The organism is Sphingomonas melonis (assembly GCF_013409985.1).
Taxonomy (GTDB): Bacteria; Pseudomonadota; Alphaproteobacteria; order Sphingomonadales; family Sphingomonadaceae; genus Sphingomonas; species Sphingomonas melonis_A.
On the sequence record NZ_JACCBY010000008.1, the window covers coordinates 58045 to 77080 of the forward strand.

The 19036-nt window shown below is 70.3% G+C and carries 18 protein-coding genes; 12 read left to right on the forward strand and 6 right to left on the reverse strand.

Going from position 1 to position 19036, the window contains the following annotated elements:
• Window positions 1-812 precede the first annotated feature (812 nt).
• The 4 genes from HD841_RS18575 to HD841_RS18590 all read left to right on the forward strand — a co-directional run bounded on the left by HD841_RS18575 (window position 813) and on the right by HD841_RS18590 (window position 2691).
• Window positions 813-992, forward strand: a complete 180-nt coding sequence (locus HD841_RS18575; RefSeq protein WP_179510393.1) for a hypothetical protein — start codon at window positions 813-815, stop codon at window positions 990-992.
• Window positions 993-1032: 40 nt separating this feature from the next.
• Window positions 1033-1335, forward strand: coding sequence for a MafI family immunity protein (locus tag HD841_RS18580; RefSeq protein WP_179510394.1), 303 nt, complete (start codon window positions 1033-1035; stop codon window positions 1333-1335).
• Window positions 1336-1495: 160 nt separating this feature from the next.
• Window positions 1496-1945, forward strand: coding sequence for a hypothetical protein (locus tag HD841_RS18585; RefSeq protein WP_179510395.1), 450 nt, complete (start codon window positions 1496-1498; stop codon window positions 1943-1945).
• Window positions 1942-2691: a TorF family putative porin gene (locus HD841_RS18590; protein WP_179510396.1), complete on the forward strand. Its 750-nt coding sequence runs from the start codon at window positions 1942-1944 to the stop codon at window positions 2689-2691. The genes HD841_RS18585 and HD841_RS18590 overlap by 4 nt, the downstream gene beginning before the upstream one ends.
• Before the next feature lie 30 nt (window positions 2692-2721).
• Here the strand turns inward: HD841_RS18590 and HD841_RS18595 are convergent, their stop codons facing one another.
• From HD841_RS18595 to HD841_RS18605, 3 genes are all read right to left on the reverse strand, one after another.
• Window positions 2722-3096, reverse strand: coding sequence for a response regulator (locus HD841_RS18595; RefSeq protein WP_179510397.1), 375 nt, complete (start codon window positions 3094-3096; stop codon window positions 2722-2724).
• Between the two features lie 307 nt (window positions 3097-3403).
• Window positions 3404-5188 (reverse strand): putative bifunctional diguanylate cyclase/phosphodiesterase, encoded by a 1785-nt coding sequence (locus tag HD841_RS18600; protein WP_179510398.1) that lies wholly within the window; start codon window positions 5186-5188, stop codon window positions 3404-3406.
• A gap of 197 nt (window positions 5189-5385) precedes the next feature.
• Window positions 5386-7470 carry an ATP-binding protein gene (locus tag HD841_RS18605; protein WP_218845657.1) on the reverse strand — a complete coding sequence of 695 codons (2085 nt, stop codon included), beginning with the start codon at window positions 7468-7470 and terminating at the stop codon, window positions 5386-5388.
• Window positions 7471-7804: 334 nt separating this feature from the next.
• Between HD841_RS18605 and HD841_RS18610 the strand changes: the two genes are divergently transcribed.
• The 8 genes from HD841_RS18610 to HD841_RS18645 all read left to right on the forward strand — a co-directional run bounded on the left by HD841_RS18610 (window position 7805) and on the right by HD841_RS18645 (window position 14314).
• Window positions 7805-8116 (forward strand): hypothetical protein, encoded by a 312-nt coding sequence (locus HD841_RS18610; protein WP_179510399.1) that lies wholly within the window; start codon window positions 7805-7807, stop codon window positions 8114-8116.
• Window positions 8117-8155: 39 nt separating this feature from the next.
• The gene (locus HD841_RS18615; protein ID WP_373563072.1) at window positions 8156-8944 is read left to right on the forward strand and encodes a hypothetical protein; all 789 of its coding nucleotides are present in this window, start codon (window positions 8156-8158) and stop codon (window positions 8942-8944) included.
• A 27-nt stretch (window positions 8945-8971) separates the two neighbouring features.
• Window positions 8972-9334: a Rap1a/Tai family immunity protein gene (locus HD841_RS18620; protein WP_179510400.1), complete on the forward strand. Its 363-nt coding sequence runs from the start codon at window positions 8972-8974 to the stop codon at window positions 9332-9334.
• A gap of 486 nt (window positions 9335-9820) precedes the next feature.
• The gene (locus HD841_RS18625; protein WP_179510401.1) at window positions 9821-11899 is read left to right on the forward strand and encodes a TonB-dependent receptor; all 2079 of its coding nucleotides are present in this window, start codon (window positions 9821-9823) and stop codon (window positions 11897-11899) included.
• Window positions 11900-11981: 82 nt separating this feature from the next.
• On the forward strand, window positions 11982-12149 hold the full coding sequence (locus HD841_RS18630) for a hypothetical protein (protein ID WP_179510402.1): 168 nt from the start codon (window positions 11982-11984) through the stop codon (window positions 12147-12149).
• A gap of 4 nt (window positions 12150-12153) precedes the next feature.
• A complete protein-coding gene (locus tag HD841_RS18635; RefSeq protein ID WP_179510403.1) occupies window positions 12154-12885 on the forward strand; it encodes a hypothetical protein in 732 nt (243 codons plus the stop codon).
• A gap of 20 nt (window positions 12886-12905) precedes the next feature.
• Complete coding sequence (locus HD841_RS18640; RefSeq protein WP_179510404.1) at window positions 12906-13256, forward strand: hypothetical protein; 351 nt, start codon at window positions 12906-12908, stop codon at window positions 13254-13256.
• 77 nt (window positions 13257-13333) lie between these two features.
• On the forward strand, window positions 13334-14314 hold the full coding sequence (locus HD841_RS18645) for a phosphatase PAP2 family protein (protein WP_179510405.1): 981 nt from the start codon (window positions 13334-13336) through the stop codon (window positions 14312-14314).
• On the opposite strand, the gene HD841_RS18650 is transcribed toward HD841_RS18645, so the two are convergent.
• The 3 genes from HD841_RS18650 to HD841_RS18660 all read right to left on the reverse strand — a co-directional run bounded on the left by HD841_RS18650 (window position 14221) and on the right by HD841_RS18660 (window position 18972).
• Window positions 14221-15453, reverse strand: coding sequence for a glycosyltransferase (locus HD841_RS18650; protein WP_179510406.1), 1233 nt, complete (start codon window positions 15451-15453; stop codon window positions 14221-14223). The two genes, HD841_RS18645 and HD841_RS18650, sit on opposite strands and share 94 nt — an antisense overlap.
• A gap of 104 nt (window positions 15454-15557) precedes the next feature.
• Window positions 15558-16379, reverse strand: coding sequence for a uroporphyrinogen-III C-methyltransferase (gene cobA, locus HD841_RS18655; protein ID WP_179510407.1), 822 nt, complete (start codon window positions 16377-16379; stop codon window positions 15558-15560).
• Window positions 16369-18972, reverse strand: a complete 2604-nt coding sequence (locus HD841_RS18660; RefSeq protein ID WP_179510408.1) for a nitrate reductase — start codon at window positions 18970-18972, stop codon at window positions 16369-16371. Before HD841_RS18660 ends, cobA begins: the two co-directional genes overlap by 11 nt.
• Window positions 18973-19036 lie beyond the last annotated feature (64 nt).

Below are 19036 nucleotides of genomic sequence, written 5' to 3' on the forward strand. Positions count from 1 at the left end.
GAACGACACTCAGAATACGGTGGCGATGATCCCGGCCCAGAGCGCGGCCGCGATCGGCAGCGCGATCAGGATGCCATGAGCGCCGAACGGGTGACGTTCGGCTTCGGGATAATTGAAAATACGCATCAGAACCTCTCCCAGCGTTTTCGCTATGAAAGGTTAACGTACCAATTTGGGAAAGGGGTTCAAGGGGTACGTGAATCTTTTGTTGTTTTGGCATGGGTGACGCGCACCGCATTGCAGCGACCACATCTCGAAATCGTCGTCCCGACCCTCGCCGTGGCGGGCTTGTGCCGCCAGCGGTGGATGCCGTGCCGGCAGAGAAATCTCAGCACGCAAACGCCTCACCTTGCTTGGGCCATGCTTATCGAAACGCACGGAATTCCGCCACGCATTGCGGATGCCTCACGTCTCGAAACGGGGCGATCCGGCGCGTGCGTCTAGGTCGCTGCAACGCCGGCAATGGGGCCGGGCCCGCACCCCGGCGGTCAACCGTACCGCGATGCCAGTTTTCGGCCGAACTACCTTTAAAAACCGGCTTTCCTGTTATCGGTACGGCCAGCAGCCCGTCGATGACGGCGCAGACCACCGCGAGAGCATCTCGACGGGCGTGCGGCTGCGGTTCTGATCGAATGCCCGGTCCTGGGGAAAACCCCGGGACCGGGCGGACGCCATGGCAGACACACGGCGGATGCCGGTCCTTTGGGCCGGCATCCGTTTCGTTTCGCCTCGGCTGAGCCGTGTCACTGCATCATTCTGCTTGTTTGTTCGTAGCTTACCATCCGCATGCTGCGACTGCGAAGGAATCTCCCGTGTCTGACCCGTCCACGCCGATCGATTACGACCATCTGGCTCAGGCCGAGCTCGACCTGGCCGCCCGCGCGCCGAGCCGCGACCGCCGACGCGCGCACCTCGACCAGGCCGCGATCTTCGCGACGCTCGGCGAGCGGCAACGCGCCGACCGGGCGCGCGCCGAACAACCGGTCGCCTGAGTTGCAACGCAGCCCAACCATGCTCTGAAAGATGCCCGCGGTGAGCACCATTCCCCAACGGATCCATGCGCTTGGCACCACGTTCAAGGGCCGGATGGACGATTGGCGCGTCGAGTCCGCGTTGAAGCACGTGCAGCGCGACGAGATCGCCCATGCGCTGACCTGCCTGTGCAACCATATCTGCGAGCAGAACGTCACGATGTCCTACCATGAACTGCACGAGATTTTCAGCGTCTGCTCAAGCAGCCAATCCTATCTCAACTCCACCGTGGTGAACACGCTCATCGAACTGACCCGATGCCGGCGCGTGCCGGCAGGCGTCTGCGGCACGTCGTCCGCATAGATCCGCGTCCCGGATCGGCGGACGCTGCGCCCGTCTTACATTTTGTTGCGCGCCCGCCCGTGCCGCAACCCACGGCGCGCATCGCGATTATAAGGGCCATGGTCCCGCATGATCCGCATCACCGGCCGGGACGGGCCGGGATGCCGCAAGGAGAGACACGATGGCTTCTGTTCTGATCGCCGGGCTGGCGCTCGGTGCCGCCGGTGCCGCGCTCGGCATGACGGTGGATCACCAGACGCAGCTCGAACACCATAGCGGCCGCGTCGCGGTCAGCTATCGCGGCGACGTTGCGATCCACCACAAGCAGGTCGGCGCCGCAGTAGGCGGCGGCCGCGCCTCGACGCTGCGCTGCGACTGGGCGGCGACGATGACGGTCGCGCGCCACGCGGTCGGCACCAGCGGCACCAGCATGACCCGCCGCCTCGACAGCACACCCGCGATCGCCGGCACCCGGCCGGGCTGGTGCAGCACCAACCGCGACGCGATCCGCGAGGAGGTCGCCAGCCGCGCCGGCGACATGAAGCGCCATCTGGTGACGCTGGCGCAGGAGGATCACGCCGCGTTGCGCGCCGAGCTCGACCGGCTGCACGGCCCGGAACGCACCGGATGATCCAGCGCTATGGCGTGATGCTCGGCCTCGTCGCGGCGGGGTGCGCCACGCCCGCCGCGGCGCAGGACGTGCCCGCGGCCGGCGTGACCGCGACCGCGGAGGTGAGCAGCGACGAGGTGCGCCGCGGGCTGAGCTGGAGCGGCGGCCGTGCCGCGCTCGCCGGCGAGGTGCGCGGGTCGCTTGGCGCGATCGACGGCACGGCGCGCGCAGTGACGCTGCGCGACAGCCCGCGGCACGCCGGCGCCGAGGCGGTCGTCGACCTGACCGCGGGTACCGGCTGGGACGTCGGCGCAGTGCGGCTCAACGCCAGCGCGACCGGGCATCTGTTCGCCGGCGCGCGCGGGCGGATGGACTATGTCGAGCTCGGCGCGACCGCAGGCTATGGCTATGGCCCGATCTACGCGACGCTCGGCGTCATGCTCGCCCCGTCGCAGGACGCGATCGGCGGCAGCAACGTCCATCTGCGCGCCGACGCCAATGCCGGCATCCCCGGTACGCCGTTCACCGTGCTCGCGGGGCTCGGCCATTCGTCCGGCAGCGTCAGCGACCCGCTGCGCGCCGAGCGGCTGCGCCCGGGCGGCAGCTATAGCGACTGGCGGCTCGGCGTGGAGCATCGCCGCGACCGGCTGACCGTCGGCCTCGACTATCTCGGCACCGATGTGACGCGGGCGGAGGCGTTCGGGCCGTTCGCCGATGCGCGCCATGCCGGCGACCGGTTCGTCGGCCGCGTGCAACTGTCCTTCTGAGACGGGCGGGCGGGCGCCCGCCGGCCATGATCAATGGGCGAGCGACGGCGCCGGCGCGATGGCGATGAGCTGCCGGATCGAATCGCGCAGCCGGTCGTGCGACACCGGCTTCTGGATCACCGCGCTGCCGGCCGGGCAATCGCTGCACCCTTCGGGATGGCCGGTGACGTAGAGCACGGGGATATCGCCGCCCGCACCGGTGATCGCCCCGACCGCGGCGACACCGGTGCCTTGGCGCAGTTCGACATCGGCGACGATCAGCGTCGGCGCGCACCGCGTCGCCGCGCGCTCCGCCTCGGCCTGGGTTTCCGCCACCTCGACGGTGCGCGCGCCGGCGAGGATCGCGGCATCGCACACGAACTGGCCGAACAGATAGGAATCCTCGATGATCAAGACGTGCGGCATATCGGTATTCCCGCTATCTACTTGAGATTACACGTCAAAGACAAACCGTTCCGATGTCGGATGGTTGCCGCGCGGCGCCCGAAATCGATCGGCATCCTCCTCTTATTCGTCACCCCGGACTCGTTCCGGGGTCCACCGGGCCGCAAGGGGACGGTGTCCCATCGAGCCTTTCTCCCCGCCGCAGGGTGGACCCCGGAACACGTCCGGGGTGACGGGATGAGAAGGCGGCGGACCCAGACGGCCGTCCATATGGGATAGCCCTGCGCTGGCGGGGGCGTTTCCTTCCGACGCTCGGATGTCGATCCGCCTAGCCGCCGACGATGGCGCGCCGGTCGCCGCGATCGACCAGCCAGGCGGCGAAGCTCACGGCCTCCATCGGCCGCGCGAACCAGAAGCCCTGCGCCTCGTCGCAGCCGAGCTGGTCCAGCACCGCCGCGGCCTCGGGGGTCTCGATGCCCTCGGCGACGACGCGATAGCCGAGCTTCTTGGCAAGGCCGATCATCGTCTCGACCAGGACGAAATCGGGCCCCTCGGCGCGGGTCAGGTTGCGGACGAAGGCCTGATCGATCTTGAGCACGCGCGCCGGCAATCGCTGGAGATAGGCAAGGCTGCTGTGCCCGGTCCCGAAATCGTCGATCGCGAGGCAGATGCCCGCCGCGGCGAGCTCGCGCAGCATGGCGAGCGCCTGGTCGGGCTGCGCCATGATCGCGCTTTCGGTCAGCTCGATCTCGAGCTGGTCGGTGCGCAGGCCCCGCTTGAGCAGGCCGAGCTGGACGCGCTCGACGAAATCGACCTCGGCGAGGTTGGCGGCGGAGATATTAACCGACAGCGCCTGCACCAGGCCGGTGCGGCCCCAGCCGGCGAGCTGGTCCATCGCCGCATCGAGCACCCATTGGGTGGTCGCCCGCGCCATCGCGGTCTGTTCGATGATCGGGATGAATTCGGCGGGCGAGATCTCGCCGAGCCGCGGATGCCGCCAGCGCAGCAGCGCCTCGGCACCGATACACTGGCCGGTCGCGAGGGCGACGCGCGGCTGATAGACCAGCCGCAGCTGGTCGCCGGCCTCCAGCGCCGCACCGAAGTCGCGCAGCAGGCGATATTGGCGCTGGTGCGCGGTGTCGTTGGCCGCCGAATAGAGCGCCACCGCGCCATCGGTGCCGCGCGCGTCCTGCGCCGCGCTGGCGGCGCCGCGGAGGATGTCGTCGGGCAACACGTCGCCGAAGACGAAGGGGCGGACGCCGATCGCGACATTGGTGATGAAACGCGCCGAGGACGAGCGGCGGATCGTCTCGAAACCGGCGCGCAATTCGTCGCAATAGGCGTCGAGCTCGACGAAGGGGGGCGCCAGGAAGGCGAATTGCGCCGGCCCGACGTGATAGGCGGTGCGCCCCTCCAGCACCTTGGTGAGCGACTGCGCGGCCTCGCGGATCAGCTCGTCGACGCGGGCGCTGCCCATGACGTGCGTAATCCGGCTGATCTGGTCGTCGCGGGCAAGGTCGACCACCACCGCGAGCCGCGGCTCGCCGTCATGGTCGCGGCCGAGGTCGATCAGGTCGTCGCGGAACTGATGGCGGGTCGGCAGGCCGCTGATCGGATCGATCCGCCCGAACGCATGCTGCAATTCGATCTGCGCCATCACCATCGCGGCAAGATCGACCAGCGACGCCAGCTCGGCGGGGGCGACCGTGCGCGGCGACGTGCCGAGCACGCACAGCGCGCCGAGGCCATAGCCGTCGCTGGTGATCAGCGGCGCGCCGGCGTAAAAGCGCGTGCCGGCATGCGCCAGGACGCTGTCGGCGTAGAAGGGGTCGGCCAGCAGATCCTCGACGACCAGCGGCACGTTGGATTCGGCGACCTGCGCGCACGGCGCCTTGTCGCGCGGGATGCTGCAATGATCGATGCCGACGCGCGACTTGAACCATTGCCGGTCGCGGTCGGTCAGCGACACCGCCGCCACCGGCAGGCCGAAGATCTGGCTGGCCATGCGGGTGATGCGGTCGAAGCTCTCGCTCGGCGGGCTGTCGAGCAATTTGAGTTGCGTCAGCGCGTCGAGCCGCGCCTCTTCCTGGAAATCTCGCACGAGGAATCTCATGCGAATACCATAAACTCAATATGTTAAAGATGTGTGTGGCGGACCTATCGCACCTGTCGCGGGGCATGGCCGGACCGATCCCGAACAACGCCTCGCCGCGCCTGGAAGGCGTCGGGCGAGGCATTCACTCAGCCTTGGGGGGCACCGAGCGTCAGTGTTCCTGACGCATATTCCTTAACGATCGGTAAATGCACCCATTATGAGTGGGCCAACTGCCGCGCCGCGGCGGTGTCCAGTCCCGCATTCGCCAGCACGCCGGTCAGTGCGGCGAGCAGATCGGCCTGGCGGAACGGCTTTTCGAGCCGCGGCAGATCAGCCGCGAGGCCGACCGCATCCGAATAGCCCGAGACGACGAGCACCGGCAGCCCAGGCTGGCGGCCGACCGCCGCGCGCGCCAGTTCGACGCCGGTCATGCCGGGCATCAGATGGTCGGTGACGAGCAGGTCGAACGCTCCCGCGGTGGCGAGGCGGGCGAGCGCCTCCGTGCCCGAGCGCGCCTCGACCACCTCGAAGCCGAGGTCGACGAGCATGTCGGCGGTGGAGGCGCGGACCAGATCCTCGTCGTCGACGAGCAGCACGGTGCCGGCGACCGCGGCCGCGGCGACGCTCGGCACGGCGCGCACCGCCTCGACCGCGGCGCTGGCCGGCAGCCACAGCGCCACCGACGTGCCCTCGCCGACCGTGCTGTCGATCGTCAGGCTGCCGCCGAGCTGCAACGCCAGCCCGTGCGCCATCGACAGGCCGAGGCCGGTGCCGCGGCCGACGCCCTTGGTCGAGAAGAAGGGTTCGACCGCGCGCCGGCGCGTGTCGGCGTCCATGCCGGTGCCGGTGTCGGTGACGCGGATGACGACGTAGCGGCCGGGCGCCATCCCCGCTGCGGCAGGCGCCTCCGCCGCGCGTGCGGAGACGGTGAGCTGGCCGCCGCCCGGCATCGCGTCGCGCGCGTTCACCGCGAGGTTGAGCAGCGCCATCTCGATCTGCTGCGGATCGGCGATCGCATGCGGCAGGTCGGGCGCGATATCGAGGTGCAGGCGGATCTGCGGCCCCAGCGTGGTGCCGATCAGCTCCGACATGCCGAGGATCAGCGCCGACGGCGCGACCGGTTCGGGCCGCAGCGGCTGGCGGCGCGCGAAGGCGAGCAGGCGCTGGACGAGCGTGCGCGCGCGGTCCGCCGACTGCAACGCGCCCGCGATCAGCCGCTGTTCGCGCTCCCCGCCGATCTGGCGGCGGTGCAGCATGTCGAGGCTGCCGATGATCGGGGTCAGCAGATTGTTGAAATCATGCGCGACCCCGCCGGTCAGCGAGCCCATCGCTTCCAGCTTCTGCGACTGTTTGAGCGCCTCCTGCGTCTCGACCAGCTCGCGGGTGCGCTCCTCCACGCGCTGCTCGAGCGAGCTTGCGGCGCGGCGCAGCGTCTCTTCCATTGTCTTGCGCTCGGTGATGTCGAGCGTCACGCCGACCATGCCCTCGACCCCGCCGCCCAGCAGCAGCGCGGGACGGCCGCGCGCCTCGATCCAGCGTTCGTCGCCGGCGGGCGTGGTGATGCGATATTCGATCTGATAGTCGCGCCGCTCGGCGATGCTGCGCTCGATCGCGCGGCGCACCCGGTCGCGATCCTCCGGGCTGATCGTGGCCTGGAATTCGGCATAGGTGAAGGGCGCGGCGGGATCGCGGCCGAAATTCGCCCGGCACATCTCCGACGTATCGAGCCGATGGGTGACCGCGTCGAACGCCCAGGTGCCCATCCGGCCGGCGTCGAGCGTCAGCGTGCGCAGCCGCTCGCTTTCCTCCATCGCATGGATCAGCCGCGCATTCTCGATCGCGGTGCCGGCGAGCTGCGCGAGCATCTGCAGCCGGTCGATCACCTCGGGGCCATGGTCGCCGGGCTCGGACCAATAGGCGCCGAGCGCGGCGACCGGCTCGGGCGATCCGATCGGCGCCATGATCAGGCTGCGCACGAAGGTGCTGCGATAGGCGTCCTGCGGCACACGCGGATCGCCGGGCACGTCGGCGATCACGATCGTCTCGTGATGGCGCATCACCCAGCCCGAGATGCAGCTGTCGGCGGGATAGCGTTTGCCGCGCCACAGCGGCCCGATCGCATCCTCGGCGACGTAATAGCATTGGTCGCCGTCCTTGAGGACGACCGCGATCCCCTCGGCGTTGAGCGCGTCGCGCGCGGTCAGCCGCAGCGCCTCGACGACCGCGGTGATCGACCGCGCGGCGCCGAGACTTTCGCTCGCCTTCCGAAGCAGGGCACTGACCTCTCGCCCCTCGGGCACTATCGGTTCCTTTGCGGGGAGCTAATCCCGAACAACCATTATCATTTCCCGTCGGCGGAGGCGATGCGACAAACAGCGCCGGGCGGCACGAATGACTTGATCGCGATCAACCGATCGGACGTGTGCAACGATCCTGCCGGCCGAACGTTAAGGCCGTTGTAACAGCAGGATAAAAGATGCTGTGCTGTGACTTGCGGACGAGGCTTTTCCGGGTGACGCGGCCCGGATGGGCCTCGACATCCGCCGCAGAACACGCACGTCTTGCCTGATATCGATTGTCAATGGGCGCCCAGCCTGAGCTGTCTGCTGCGATCCACGTTGGAAAGGTGAGTACATGCGTCTGAATTTCCCCAAATCTTCTGCGGTCGTCCTGGTCCTGGTCGGGGCCACCGCGCTGGGCGGTTGCGCCACCAAGGGTTTCGTCCGGGAGCAGATCGCCACCGTGAACACGCGCATCGACGGCATGGATGGCCGCCTGCGCACCGTCGAGGGCACGTCGGGCCAGGCGCTCGCCCAGGCGCAGGCCGCAGCCGGCCAGGCGCAGCAGAACGGCCAGCGCATCGACCAGCTCAATGGCCGCGTCGATGGCCTCGACCAGCAGGTGCAGCAGCAGGCGCAGCAGCGCGCGCGCCGTCCTCGCGGTTAATCGCACCATCGCCGGACAGCTCTGCTGAACAAGGATATCGTGTCGACAGGGCTGTCCCGCCTCGGCCGCGCGGCGCTGGCCGCGCTGCTGGCGTTCGCGCCGAGCGCACCGGTTGCGGCGAATGCGCCGCAATCGGTCGCGCGCAAGGTCGCGCCCGCCAAGGCCGGCCCTAAGACCGGGAAGGCGACCAAGACCGGCAAAACCGCCAAGGCGGTCAAGCCGCCCAAGGCCGCCAATATCGTCGCACCGGTCCCCGCGCCGGTGCTGCCGCGCTCGGAGGCCGCGAACCGGGTGATCGCCTGGGTCGCCGCGGAGCAGGACAACAAGGGCCTGCCCTATGCGGTGATCGACAAGCCGACCGCCACGCTCTTCCTGTTCAGCGGCAAGGGCGAGCTGGTCGGCGAGGCGCCGGTGCTGCTCGGCATCGGCGTCGGCGACGATTCCTCGCCCGGGGTCGGCGCCAAGCGGCTCGAGGAGATCGGCCCGGCCGAGCGGACGACGCCGGCGGGGCGGTTCGTCGCCAAGTTCGGCCGCGCCTTCGGCAACCAGCGCGTGCTGTGGGTCGATTACGCCAATTCGGTCGCGCTGCATGCGGTGATCACCACCCACAAGAGCGAGCACCGCGTCGCCCGCCTGCTGTCACCATCCCCCGACGACAACCGGATCAGCTTCGGCTGCATCAACGTCGGCACGAGCTTCTATACCAAGTCGCTGCGGCCGCTGTTCCAGAAGAAGGGCGGCATCGTCTACATCCTGCCCGACACCCGCCCGGTCGACGACGTCTTCCCCCGGCTGCGCCTGCTGCCCTATCTCGGTGCGACCGCCTAAGTCGGGCGCGGATGCGAAGGACCGTTCATGCTGATGCTCACGCTTGCCCTGCTCGCCGCGGCGGACCGACCGGTGGTGGTGAGTGCGCTGACCACCGGCCAGCTCGTCGAGCAATGCCGCGGTAAGGATAACGATCCGACCTCCAATTTCTGCACGGGCTATATCCTAGGCGTCTTCGACACGCTGTCGCTGGCCCGCCAGATCTGCCCGTCGCCGGCCCGCGCCTCCAATATCGAGGTGCTGGCCGCCGCGCGCAAATACCTGCGCAAGCACAAGAAGGAGAATGCCGCCCCGGCCTTCGTCGTGCGCGACGCGCTGCGCGACGCCTTCCCGTGCAGCACCGCCAAAAAGCCCTCCGCACCGCCCAGGCGGGAGCGTTCGCGACACTAGGCCGGATCGACATTCAGGCCGATTCCTCCCTCTAGGGGGAGGACTATCGCCTATGGATCGGGTGATGAGGTTCGTGTCGGCGTCCTCCTCGCATCCGTCACCCCGGACTCGTTCCGGGGTCCACCGGCCACGAGGGAATGGTGGCCCATCATGCCTTTCTCTTCGCCGCAGGGTAGACCCCGGACCACGTCCGGGGTGACGGGGTGGGAAGGCGGCGGACCCAAGCGAACCTCCCTATGCGATAGCCCTGCCCTGCCGGGGAGGCGTTTTCGCCGAAGCGTAACGCTGACGCCCCCGCGGCGCCGCACAGTGCAACCTCCACGTCATGCTATTTTCATCTTGCACCGCAACACGTTCAAGTTATGATACAATGTATCGCGACGTAGGGGGTCCAGCCGTTCCGCGTCTTTCCATCAGACCGGGGTGTGCAGATCAGTGTCGAACGTTGCGTGCAGCAGGGGGCAGCGCCCATGTCGAAGCCGGGCCATGGCCGTGGCGCTATGCCTCGCCGCACCGGTGCCGGCCGCGGCGCAGACCGTCGCAGCGGCGCCGGGGGTGGCTGAGCAGGGTGGGGCTGGGCAGAGCGCGGCGAGCGTCGACGATATCGTCGTCCTGGGGCAGGGGCGGTTCGATCGCGCGCACGGCTCCGACATCGTCACCGAACGGATGTCGCAGGCGAGCATCGCGCTCGACCGCAGCATCCTCGACGATTACGGCGTCCGCCGCCTCGCCGACGCGCTCGAACTGGTCAGCGGCATCTCGCAGCAGAACAATCTCGGCGGCTTGCGCGACAATTATGCGATCCGCGGCTTCCTCGGCACGCCCGACACCGGCGCGGAATATTTCGTCGACGGCTTCCTCGCCAACCGTGGCTTCGGGCCGCCGCGCGACCCCGCCAATGTCGAGCGGATCGAGGTGCTCAAGGGGCCGGTCGGCGCGGTATTCGGTGCGATCGATCCGGCGGGCATCGTCAACGTCGTCACCAAGACGCCGCGCTTCCGCAGCGCCGGCACGTTGACGGCGAGCACCGGCTCGTTCGCGACCCACCGGCTGGAGGGCGACGTCGAGCAAATGCTCACGCCGACGCTGGCGATCCGGCTGGTCGGCGCGATCGAGAACAGCGACGGCTTCCGCGACCATGTCGACCTGCGCCGGCGATTGTTCGCGCCGTCGCTGAGCTGGCGGCCGGCGGGCGGCACGACGCTGACCTACCAGGGCGAATATATCCAATATCGCTCGCCGTTCGACCGCGGCATCCCGGCGATCGCCGGCGATACCGAGGCGGTGCCGCGCGACCGCTTCCTCGGCGAGCCCGGCGACGGCCGCGTCACCTCGCGCAACTGGCGGCACGAACTCACCCTCGACCAGCGGCTCGGCGACGATTGGTCGCTCGTCGCCGGCGCCGCCTATCGCGACGGGCGCATCCGCGGCTTCTCCAGCGAGGCGTCGACGTTGCTCGCCGACGGCACCGTCCGCCGCCAGCGCCGCTATCGCGACTGGAACCTGTCCGACTGGTCGGGCCGCGCCGAACTGCGCGGCACGGTGTCGGCGCTCGGCACCCACCGGCCGAGCATCGGCGTGACGCTCTACGATCTCGACTTCGACACCTATCAGGAGCGCTTCCGGCCGAGCGCGGCGCAGCCCTATCCGATCAACGTCTTCGCTCCCGTCTATGGCGGCACCGCCGGGCCGCTGACGCCGTTCACGGTGACCGACGAGCGGCGCAAGGCGGTCGCGGCCTATGCGCAGGACATGTGGGAGCTGACCGACACGCTGAGCGCGGTCGGCGGCCTGCGCTACGAGCATCTCGACCAGCGCACCGACAACCGCATCACCGGCCTGACGAGCCGGCTGCGCCGCGACCCGCTCGAGTTCCGCGCCGGCCTGCGCTACCGGCCCGATCCGCGCTTCGCCTTCCACGCCAATTGGGGCGAGAATTTTCGCCCCAATTCGAGCGTCGGCCGCCTCGGCCAGGCGTTCGCGCCGGAGACCGGTCGCGGCTATGAGGTCGGCGCCAAGCTGGTGCTGCCCGCGTTCCGCGCCGCGGCGAGCTGGTTCAGCGTCGCCAAACGCAACATCCTCGCCACCGACCCGCTCGACGCCAATTTCCTCGCGCCGGTCGGCCGGATCCGCTCGCGCGGCGTCGAGGTCGACGGCGAGATCGACCTTGCCCCGCGCGTCCGGCTGATCGGCAATTACGCCTATACCGACGCCGCGGCGCGCGACCCCGCCTTTGCCAGCGGCGACGTGCTCAACGTGCCGCGCCATGCCGGCACGCTGCAGCTGTTCGCCAGCCTGCCGCTAGCCGGCCGCGACCTCGATATGAGCGCCGGCGGCACCTATGTCGGGCCGCGCGCCGCGGCGCTCGACGGCGGCAATCTGCGCCTCGACGGCTATCTCAAGGCCAAGGCGAGCGTCGCCTATCCGCTGACCGAGCGGCTGACCGCGCGCATCGAGGTCGACAACATCCTCGACCAGACCTACGCGCAGAGCAGCTACAGCGCGCTGTGGATCTACCCCGGCGCGCCGCGCTCGCTGCTGGTCTCTCTCACCGCGCGGCTGTGAGGCGGGGGCGGCAGGCCGCCGGACGGGCGACTGTTCCTTTTCTCCGCCCGAACGTTATATTCGGGTGAGAAGGACATCGACCATGCGCGTCAATTCGGATCAATCGATCAAGAAGGCCCTGACCGCCCACCAGCGCTTCGGCAGCTGGCAGGCGGTCCGCGAGGCGGCGCAGGCGCGCACCCAGCGCCCGTCGGCCAACGGCCAGACCCGCGACCGCGCAACCACCGCCGGCCAGAGCGCCCTGGGCTGATCGCGTGACGTGGGGCTTCTCGCTCCTCGGCGCCCTCCTGTTGCTGTTCCCCGGCTTCTGCGCCTGGCTCGGCCTGCGCAACGGCAGCCGGACCGACTATCTCAGCCCGGTCCCCGACAAGCCCAATTCCACCCATACGCTCTTCGTCGTGCTGTTCGGCGCGCTGGTCGCGCATGCGGCGGGCGCCATCGCGTTCGCCGCGCAGGAGCTGTATTGCCGCATCGGTCCCTGTTTCGCGACCGGCATCGACCCCGACGTCTACAAGGCGATCCTGCGGCACGACCAGGCGCTGGCCGGATCGAGCATCGGCATCGCCCTGGCGCTCGTCTTCTTCATCGCCCTCGGCATCCTGACCGGCATCGCCTTCGAGCGGGTCGGCAGATCGAGCGCGTTGGCCAACCTCGCGCGCCCCGATACCCAGGGCTGGGTCCGCGCGATCGCGCAGGGCGCGGCCGACCCCAACAAGGTGGTCACCGCCTTCGTACTGACCAAGACGGGGCATGAGGGGCTGTTCGCGGCCTATGAGGGGGTCGTGCAGCAGCTCACCCTTGACGAGGATCAGGCGGTGACGATGATCACGCTCGCCGGGGTCGATCGCTTCCTGGTGGAGATCGCGGAGCGCAACATGCGCCGGCTCGACACCGACACGCGATCGATGCCGCTCATGCAGATCCTGAAACCCGAGATCGCCAATGTCGCCTTCGACATCATCGACGTCGGCGGGCTGATCGACTGACGCAGCGGGGGAGAGGCGGCATGCGGGATTGGGCGGCGGTGGTCGCGGCGGGGCTGGCGCTGCCGGGGGTTGCGCAGGGCAGCCGCTACGGCAGGCCGGCGCTGCTGTTCCGCGGCCGGATGCTCGCCGCCACCACCGCGCCCGACTCGGCCAGCTTCGTCCTCCATGTCGACGAAGCGGACAAGCCGGTGCTAATCGACACCGATCCCGCGACCTTCTGGGAGACGGATCATTATCGCGGCTGGCCGGCGATCCTCGTCCGCTACGGCACCGGCGCCGACGCCGGCGCGCGCATCGCCCGCCTGCTCGCCCGCGCCTGGTGGGACCGCGCCACCATCGCCCAGCGCAAGGCTCATGGCGACCGGCCGTGACGCGATCCCCGTAAGATCAAACGCTTGATCCACGGCCGTCGCGGGCACCCGCGCCGCGATCCGGCGTTGCACCGTCGATGTGGGTAGAACATGCGCGCCGTCCGGATCATGCCGCCTGGGGGCTCATCGCGATCATGGCGACCGTCTGCCTGCTGACCGCCGCGGGTCTTGCGTTCCGCCTCGATGCCGCAACCGCGATCATCCCGGCAGGCGGCGTGGCGCTCCTGTGCGCCGGCAGCCTCGTCGGGCGGCTGCGCGACCAGCCGCGGCTGGCGATGGGGGCGACCGCCTTTCTGCAGATGACCGTCTTCACCCTGATCGGCGTCCTGCTGTCCTATGCGCTGGCGGCGCGCGCGGGCCCGTTGTGGGACGGACGCTTCGCCGCGGTCGATCGGGCGATGGGGTTCGACTGGCCGGCGATCGTGCGGGCGGCGGACGGATCGCCGCGGCTGCTGTGGGTCGGTGGCCTCGCCTATCACAGCCTGACGCTGCAGATGGTCGTCTGCATCGTCGTGCTCAGTGCCGCCGGCTGCGCCGAGCGGCTGCGTCGCACCGTCGTGGCCGCGATCCTGAGCGGCTTCGTCACGATCCTGATCTCCGGCGTCACCCCCGCAATGGGGAACGTCTTCGATCCGGCGGGCTACCGGCATCTCTGGCCATCGGTCGCCTGGACCGAACAGGCGATGCTCGCCGGCCTGCGCGACGGCAGCTGGCGGACGATCGACCTCACCCGGCTGATGGGGATCGTCACCTTCCCCAGCTATCACGCGACGCTGCCGATCATCCTCGCCTGGGCCTTGCGCGACAGGCGCTGGTGGCGGGCGATCGCGCCGGCATGGGCGGCGGTGACGATCGTCGCGACGCCGCTGTTCGGCGGCCATTATGCCATCGACGTGCTGGCCGGCGCCGTGCTGGCGGTGCTGGGACTGGCGATCACGCCGTGGCTGGTCGCGCCGCGCCGCGATCAGGCGAAGGCGGCATGGATCGACGCGGCCGCCGCAGGCGCCCCGCCCGCGGTCGCGATCTCCGCCGCCAGCCGCGACGCGGCCAGCCGGTAGGAGGGCCGGTGCAGCACGTTGCGCAGCGTCGCGGCGAGGCGGGGCGCGGTCAGGCGCCGGGGCGCGATCGTCTCGCCGGCGCCGATCCATGCGACGCGGGCGGCCGTGCCGGGCTGTTCGAACGCGATCGGCAGCGTGACGATCGGCACCCCCGCCGCCAGCGCGTCGAGGACCGTGTTGAACCCGCCATGCAGCACCGCCGCGCTGCACCGGCGCAGCACCGCCTGCTGCGGCCAGAAGGCGCGCACCAGCGGATCGCCGGGCAATGCCGCCGCGTCCGCCGCGCTGAGGCCCCCGCCGTGGCCGATCACCGCGCGCGCGCCGACCAGCGCGCATGCCTCCGCCATGGTCGCGAACAGCTGTCGGCGCGCGCCCTGCAGCGTGCCCAGCGAGCAGAACACCAGCGGCCGCGCGTCGCGGGGCAGGTCGGCGATATCGGGCTGCGGCGTGCGCCACGGCCCGCCATAGACGAAGTGCGGCGGCAGCTGCCGGCGCGGATAATCCAGGCCGGCGGGACATTGCGCGACATAGCGGCGCATGTCCGCCCGGCTGCGCCCGGCGGGATGGGCGCGCCGATAGTCCTGGAGGACGCCGGTGATCGGCCGCATCAGCACGTCGGACACCTGGTAACCGCCGCGGTTGCGGAACCGGCCGAGCGCATCGTCCCGATAGCGCCACCCCAGGAAGGGCGGGGGCACCGCCGTCTCGCCGAGCAGCGGCAGGCCGGTCACGCTGACCACGCAGGGCAGGCCGAGCGTGCCGGCGAGCAACGCACCGGCAGGCTCGGCGGAATCCGCGATCACCGCATCGGCGCCGATCGCCGCGATCGTCGCGGGCGCCTGGGCGAGCAGGCGCCGGCTCAGCAGCGCGGTCGCGCGGATCATCCGGGTCAGCCCGATCAGGCCATCGGGCGCCGCCAGCCGGGCATTATAGGCGTCCAGCGACAATGGCGCGTCCGCGGGCGCGAGCGACGCGAAGCCGATGCGCGACGAGGTGACCAGCGGCGCGGCATCCGCCTGATGGACGACGGTGACGCGATGCCCCAGATCGATCAGCGCGGCGCCGAGGATCTGCAGCGGATTGATATGGCCCGGGGTGGGTGGGGCGATCACGGCGAAATGGCGCCCGGTCGCCGTCATGGACGAAAAATCTCGACGCAAAGCAATGGCGTATCTCGCCCCCGACGGCAGCGTCCCGATCGTGCCGCCTGTCAGGCTCCATAACGCCTGCGCGGCGTTTTGCATTAGTGTCGATCAGGCGCCCCCGCAGGGCAATGGCGCGGCGCGGTGCCGACCGGCTGCGCGGTCGCCAGCCTGCGGGCCACGACGGCGCGCGCGCGCATCGCCTCGCCGATCAGCAGCAGCGCCGGATCGCGCTCACCGATCGTGCGGACGAGGAAGGCGAGCGCGTCGAGCCGGCCATGGATCAGCCGCTCGCCGGGCAGCGAGACGTTGACCGCGACCATCACCGGCGTGTCGGGGGCAAGGCCGGCGTCGATCAGCTTGCGCGCCACCTCGGCGGCCGCGGCGCGGCCCATATAGACCGCGAGTGTCGTCTCCGCGCGCGCCAGCATCGGCCAGTCGAGGTCGAGCGGCTCGTCGCCGCGGGCATGTGCGGTCACCAGCGTCAGCGAGCGGGCGAGGCCGCGCAGCGTCAGCGACAGCGTGCCCGATGCGGCGGCCGCACTGGCGGCGGTGATGCCGGGGCAGACGTGGACGGCGATGCCATGCGCGGCGCAGGCGGCGATCTCCTCGGTCGAGCGGCCGAACACCGACGGATCGCCGCCCTTCAGCCGCACCACGCGTCGGCCGGCCAAAGCCGCGGCGACGATCAGCTCGTCGATCGTGGCCTGATCCTTCGAATGGCGGCCCGAGCGCTTGCCGACGCTGATCCGTTCGGTGCCGGCGGGGATCAGATCGAGCACCCCCGGCCCGACCAACGCGTCGTAGAAGACCATATCGGCCGCGGCGATCAGCCGTTCCGCCTTGCGGGTGAGCAGGTCGGGGTCGCCGGGGCCGGCGCCGACCAGCCAGACGGTGCCGGGGGCGATGAGATCATGCGGCATGGGAGGCACCTTTTCGGGCGGATTTGGCCTGCAGCAATTTGGCGAGCGCCGGGCGGCATGAGCCGCAATTGGTGCCGGCTTTGAGCGCGCTGCCGATCGCGGCGACATCGGCGAGGCGCTGGTCGGCGATGGCGGCGAGGATCGTGATCAGCCCGACATCGAAACAGGCGCAGACGATCGGACCGCGATCGACCTGCACGCCCGGCGCGCGACCGGCGAGCAGGGTGGGGGCGGCCTGCGGCTCGGCGAGCTGCGCGACCAGCCAGTCGCGCGGCGGCAGCGCGCCGTCGCGGGTGACGAACAGCGCGGCGACGAGGCGACTGTCGCGCAGGATCGCGATGCGGCGGCTGCCGCGCGCCGCATCGATCGCCTCGATCCGCTCACCCGCCGGGAGCAGCGCGTCGAGCGCGGCGGGGTCGCCGTCGCCGGCGAGATCCCAGGCCGTGCCGCAGGGCACCGCGACCCGCGTCGCCCACAGGCAGGCGGGGCGGGCAGGGGCCTCGCCGGCGAGGAGGACGAAACCGCGCCAGTCGCTCGCCACCGCGGCGATCCGTGCCGGCGTCGCCTTGAAGCCGGGCTGGCCCGAGATCGGGTCGGCGAGCGGCCGCGGCAGCAGCCCGGTCCGGCCGCCGCTGGCGGTGCGATCGGTCCAGTGGATCGGGGTGAACAATTCGCCGCGCCGCTGCGTGTCGGTCAGCCGCACCCGGAACAGGCTGTCGCCCTGCGGCGTCACGACGCGGGCGAGGCCGCCGTCGGTCAGCGCCAGCGCCGCGGCATCGTCGGGATGGACCTCGACCAGCGGTTCCTCGCGATGGCGGGCGAGTTTGGGCGACAGGCCGGTGCGCGTCATACTATGCCAATGGTCGCGATAGCGGCCGGTGTTGAGCGTCATCGGCCAGTCGGCGAGCGGCGCGGCGGACGGCTTCTGCATCACCGGCACCAGCCGCGCGCGACCGTCCGGCGTCGAAAAGCGGCCATCGGCGAACGTCGTGCCGCCCCAGCGGAACGGCGTCATCGCGTCATAGGCGGCGTTGCCGATCGCGGTCTGGCCGGGCAGCGCGAACAGCCGGCTGCCGTCATTCTCGTAGAGCGACAGCCGGGCATGTTCGCGCCAGATGTCGGCGGGGCGGTCATAAGCGAAGGCGGTGCTCCAGCCCATGCGCCGACCGACCTCCTTGACGATCCACCAATCGGGCCTGGCGTCGCCGGGCAGCGGCAGGAAGGCGCGCTGGCGGCTGATCGTCCGGTCGGAATTGGTGACGGTGCCGTCCTTCTCGCCCCAGGCGGCGGCCGGCAGGCGGACGTGCGCGTGGACGCTGGTGTCGGTCTCGGCGACCACGTCGCTGACCACGACGAACGGGCAGGCGGCGAGCGCCTCGCGCACCCGGCCGGCATCGGGCATCGACACCGCGGGGTTGGTCGCCATCACCCACAGCGCCTTGATCCGGCCGTGGCCGAGCTCGCGGAACAGGTCGACCGCCTTCAGCCCCGGCCTGTCGGGAACCGCCGGCGATCCCCAGAAGCGCTGGACGCGGGCGCGGTTCGCCGGCCCGAAATCCATATGCGCGGCGAGCGTCGAGGCGAGGCCGCCGACCTCGCGCCCGCCCATCGCATTGGGCTGGCCGGTGATCGAGAAGGGGGCGGCGCCGGGCTTGCCGATCCGGCCGGTGGCGAGGTGGACGTTGAGGATCGCATTGACCTGATCGGTGCCGGCGAGCGACTGGTTGATCCCCTGGCTGAACAGCGTGACGGTGCGCGGCGTCGCGGCGAACCAGTCGAAGAAGCGCCTGAGGTCGTCCACCGCCACGTCGCAGGCGCGCGCCGTCGACCACAGGTCGCTTCCCTCTCCGAACGCGTCCCAGAAGGCATCGGGCACCGCGACATGCGCGGCGAGATAGGCATCGTCCACCACGCCCGCGGCGCGGCACCAGGCGAGCAGGCCGTGCATCAGCGCGACGTCGCTGCCCGGCCGGATCGCAAGGTGGAGGTCGGCCTCCTCGGCGGTCTCGGTGCGGCGCGGATCGACGACGACGAGCTTCGCCCCCGCGGCGCAGCGCGCGCGGATGCGCTGGTAGACGATGGGGTGGCACCAGGCGGTGTTGCTGCCGACCAGCACGATCAGGTCGGCGGCATCGAGATCGTCGTAGCTCGCCGGCACGATATCCTCGCCGAACGCGCGCATGTGGCCGGCGACCGCGCTCGACATGCACAGGCGCGAATTGGTGTCGATGTTCGCCGAGCCGATGAAGCCCTTCATCAGCTTGTTGGCGACGTAATAATCCTCGGTGAGCAACTGGCCCGAGACGTAGAAGGCGACGCTGTTCGGACCGTGGCGCGCGATCGTGTCGCGAAAGCGTTTGGCGACGAGGTCGAGCGCCTTGTCCCACGACGCGCGGCGCTTGCCGATCATCGGGTGGAGCAGCCGGCCGTCGAGCCCGATCGTCTCGCCGAGATGCGTGCCCTTCGAGCAGAGCCGGCCGCGATTGGCGGGGTGATCGGGATCGCCGGCGATGGTGGCGCTGCGCCCACCGGTCAGGGTGGCGACAATGCCGCAGCCGACCCCGCAATAGGCGCAGGTGGTGCGGATACTCATCGAGGGCCCGCGGCAAGCGACGACGCCGCGCAGCGTGCACGCGTCCATGCGGTTCGGGCCACCG

What these genes read in the sequence shown, in the direction of transcription:
- HD841_RS18650 (WP_179510406.1), bottom strand. Translation starts at nt 15,453, where the DNA reads ATGACGGCGACCGGGCGCCATTTCGCCGTGATCGCCCCACCCACCCCG.
- HD841_RS18600 (WP_179510398.1), bottom strand. Translation starts at nt 5,188, where the DNA reads ATGAGATTCCTCGTGCGAGATTTCCAGGAAGAGGCGCGGCTCGACGCG.
- HD841_RS18645 (WP_179510405.1), top strand. Translation starts at nt 13,334, where the DNA reads ATGTGGGTAGAACATGCGCGCCGTCCGGATCATGCCGCCTGGGGGCTC.
- HD841_RS18625 (WP_179510401.1), top strand. Translation starts at nt 9,821, where the DNA reads ATGGCCGTGGCGCTATGCCTCGCCGCACCGGTGCCGGCCGCGGCGCAG.
- HD841_RS18620 (WP_179510400.1), top strand. Translation starts at nt 8,972, where the DNA reads ATGCTGATGCTCACGCTTGCCCTGCTCGCCGCGGCGGACCGACCGGTG.
- HD841_RS18595 (WP_179510397.1), bottom strand. Translation starts at nt 3,096, where the DNA reads ATGCCGCACGTCTTGATCATCGAGGATTCCTATCTGTTCGGCCAGTTC.
- HD841_RS18610 (WP_179510399.1), top strand. Translation starts at nt 7,805, where the DNA reads ATGCGTCTGAATTTCCCCAAATCTTCTGCGGTCGTCCTGGTCCTGGTC.
- HD841_RS18630 (WP_179510402.1), top strand. Translation starts at nt 11,982, where the DNA reads ATGCGCGTCAATTCGGATCAATCGATCAAGAAGGCCCTGACCGCCCAC.
- HD841_RS18660 (WP_179510408.1), bottom strand. Translation starts at nt 18,972, where the DNA reads ATGAGTATCCGCACCACCTGCGCCTATTGCGGGGTCGGCTGCGGCATT.
- cobA (WP_179510407.1), bottom strand. Translation starts at nt 16,379, where the DNA reads ATGCCGCATGATCTCATCGCCCCCGGCACCGTCTGGCTGGTCGGCGCC.
- HD841_RS18590 (WP_179510396.1), top strand. Translation starts at nt 1,942, where the DNA reads ATGATCCAGCGCTATGGCGTGATGCTCGGCCTCGTCGCGGCGGGGTGC.
- HD841_RS18640 (WP_179510404.1), top strand. Translation starts at nt 12,906, where the DNA reads ATGCGGGATTGGGCGGCGGTGGTCGCGGCGGGGCTGGCGCTGCCGGGG.
- HD841_RS18585 (WP_179510395.1), top strand. Translation starts at nt 1,496, where the DNA reads ATGGCTTCTGTTCTGATCGCCGGGCTGGCGCTCGGTGCCGCCGGTGCC.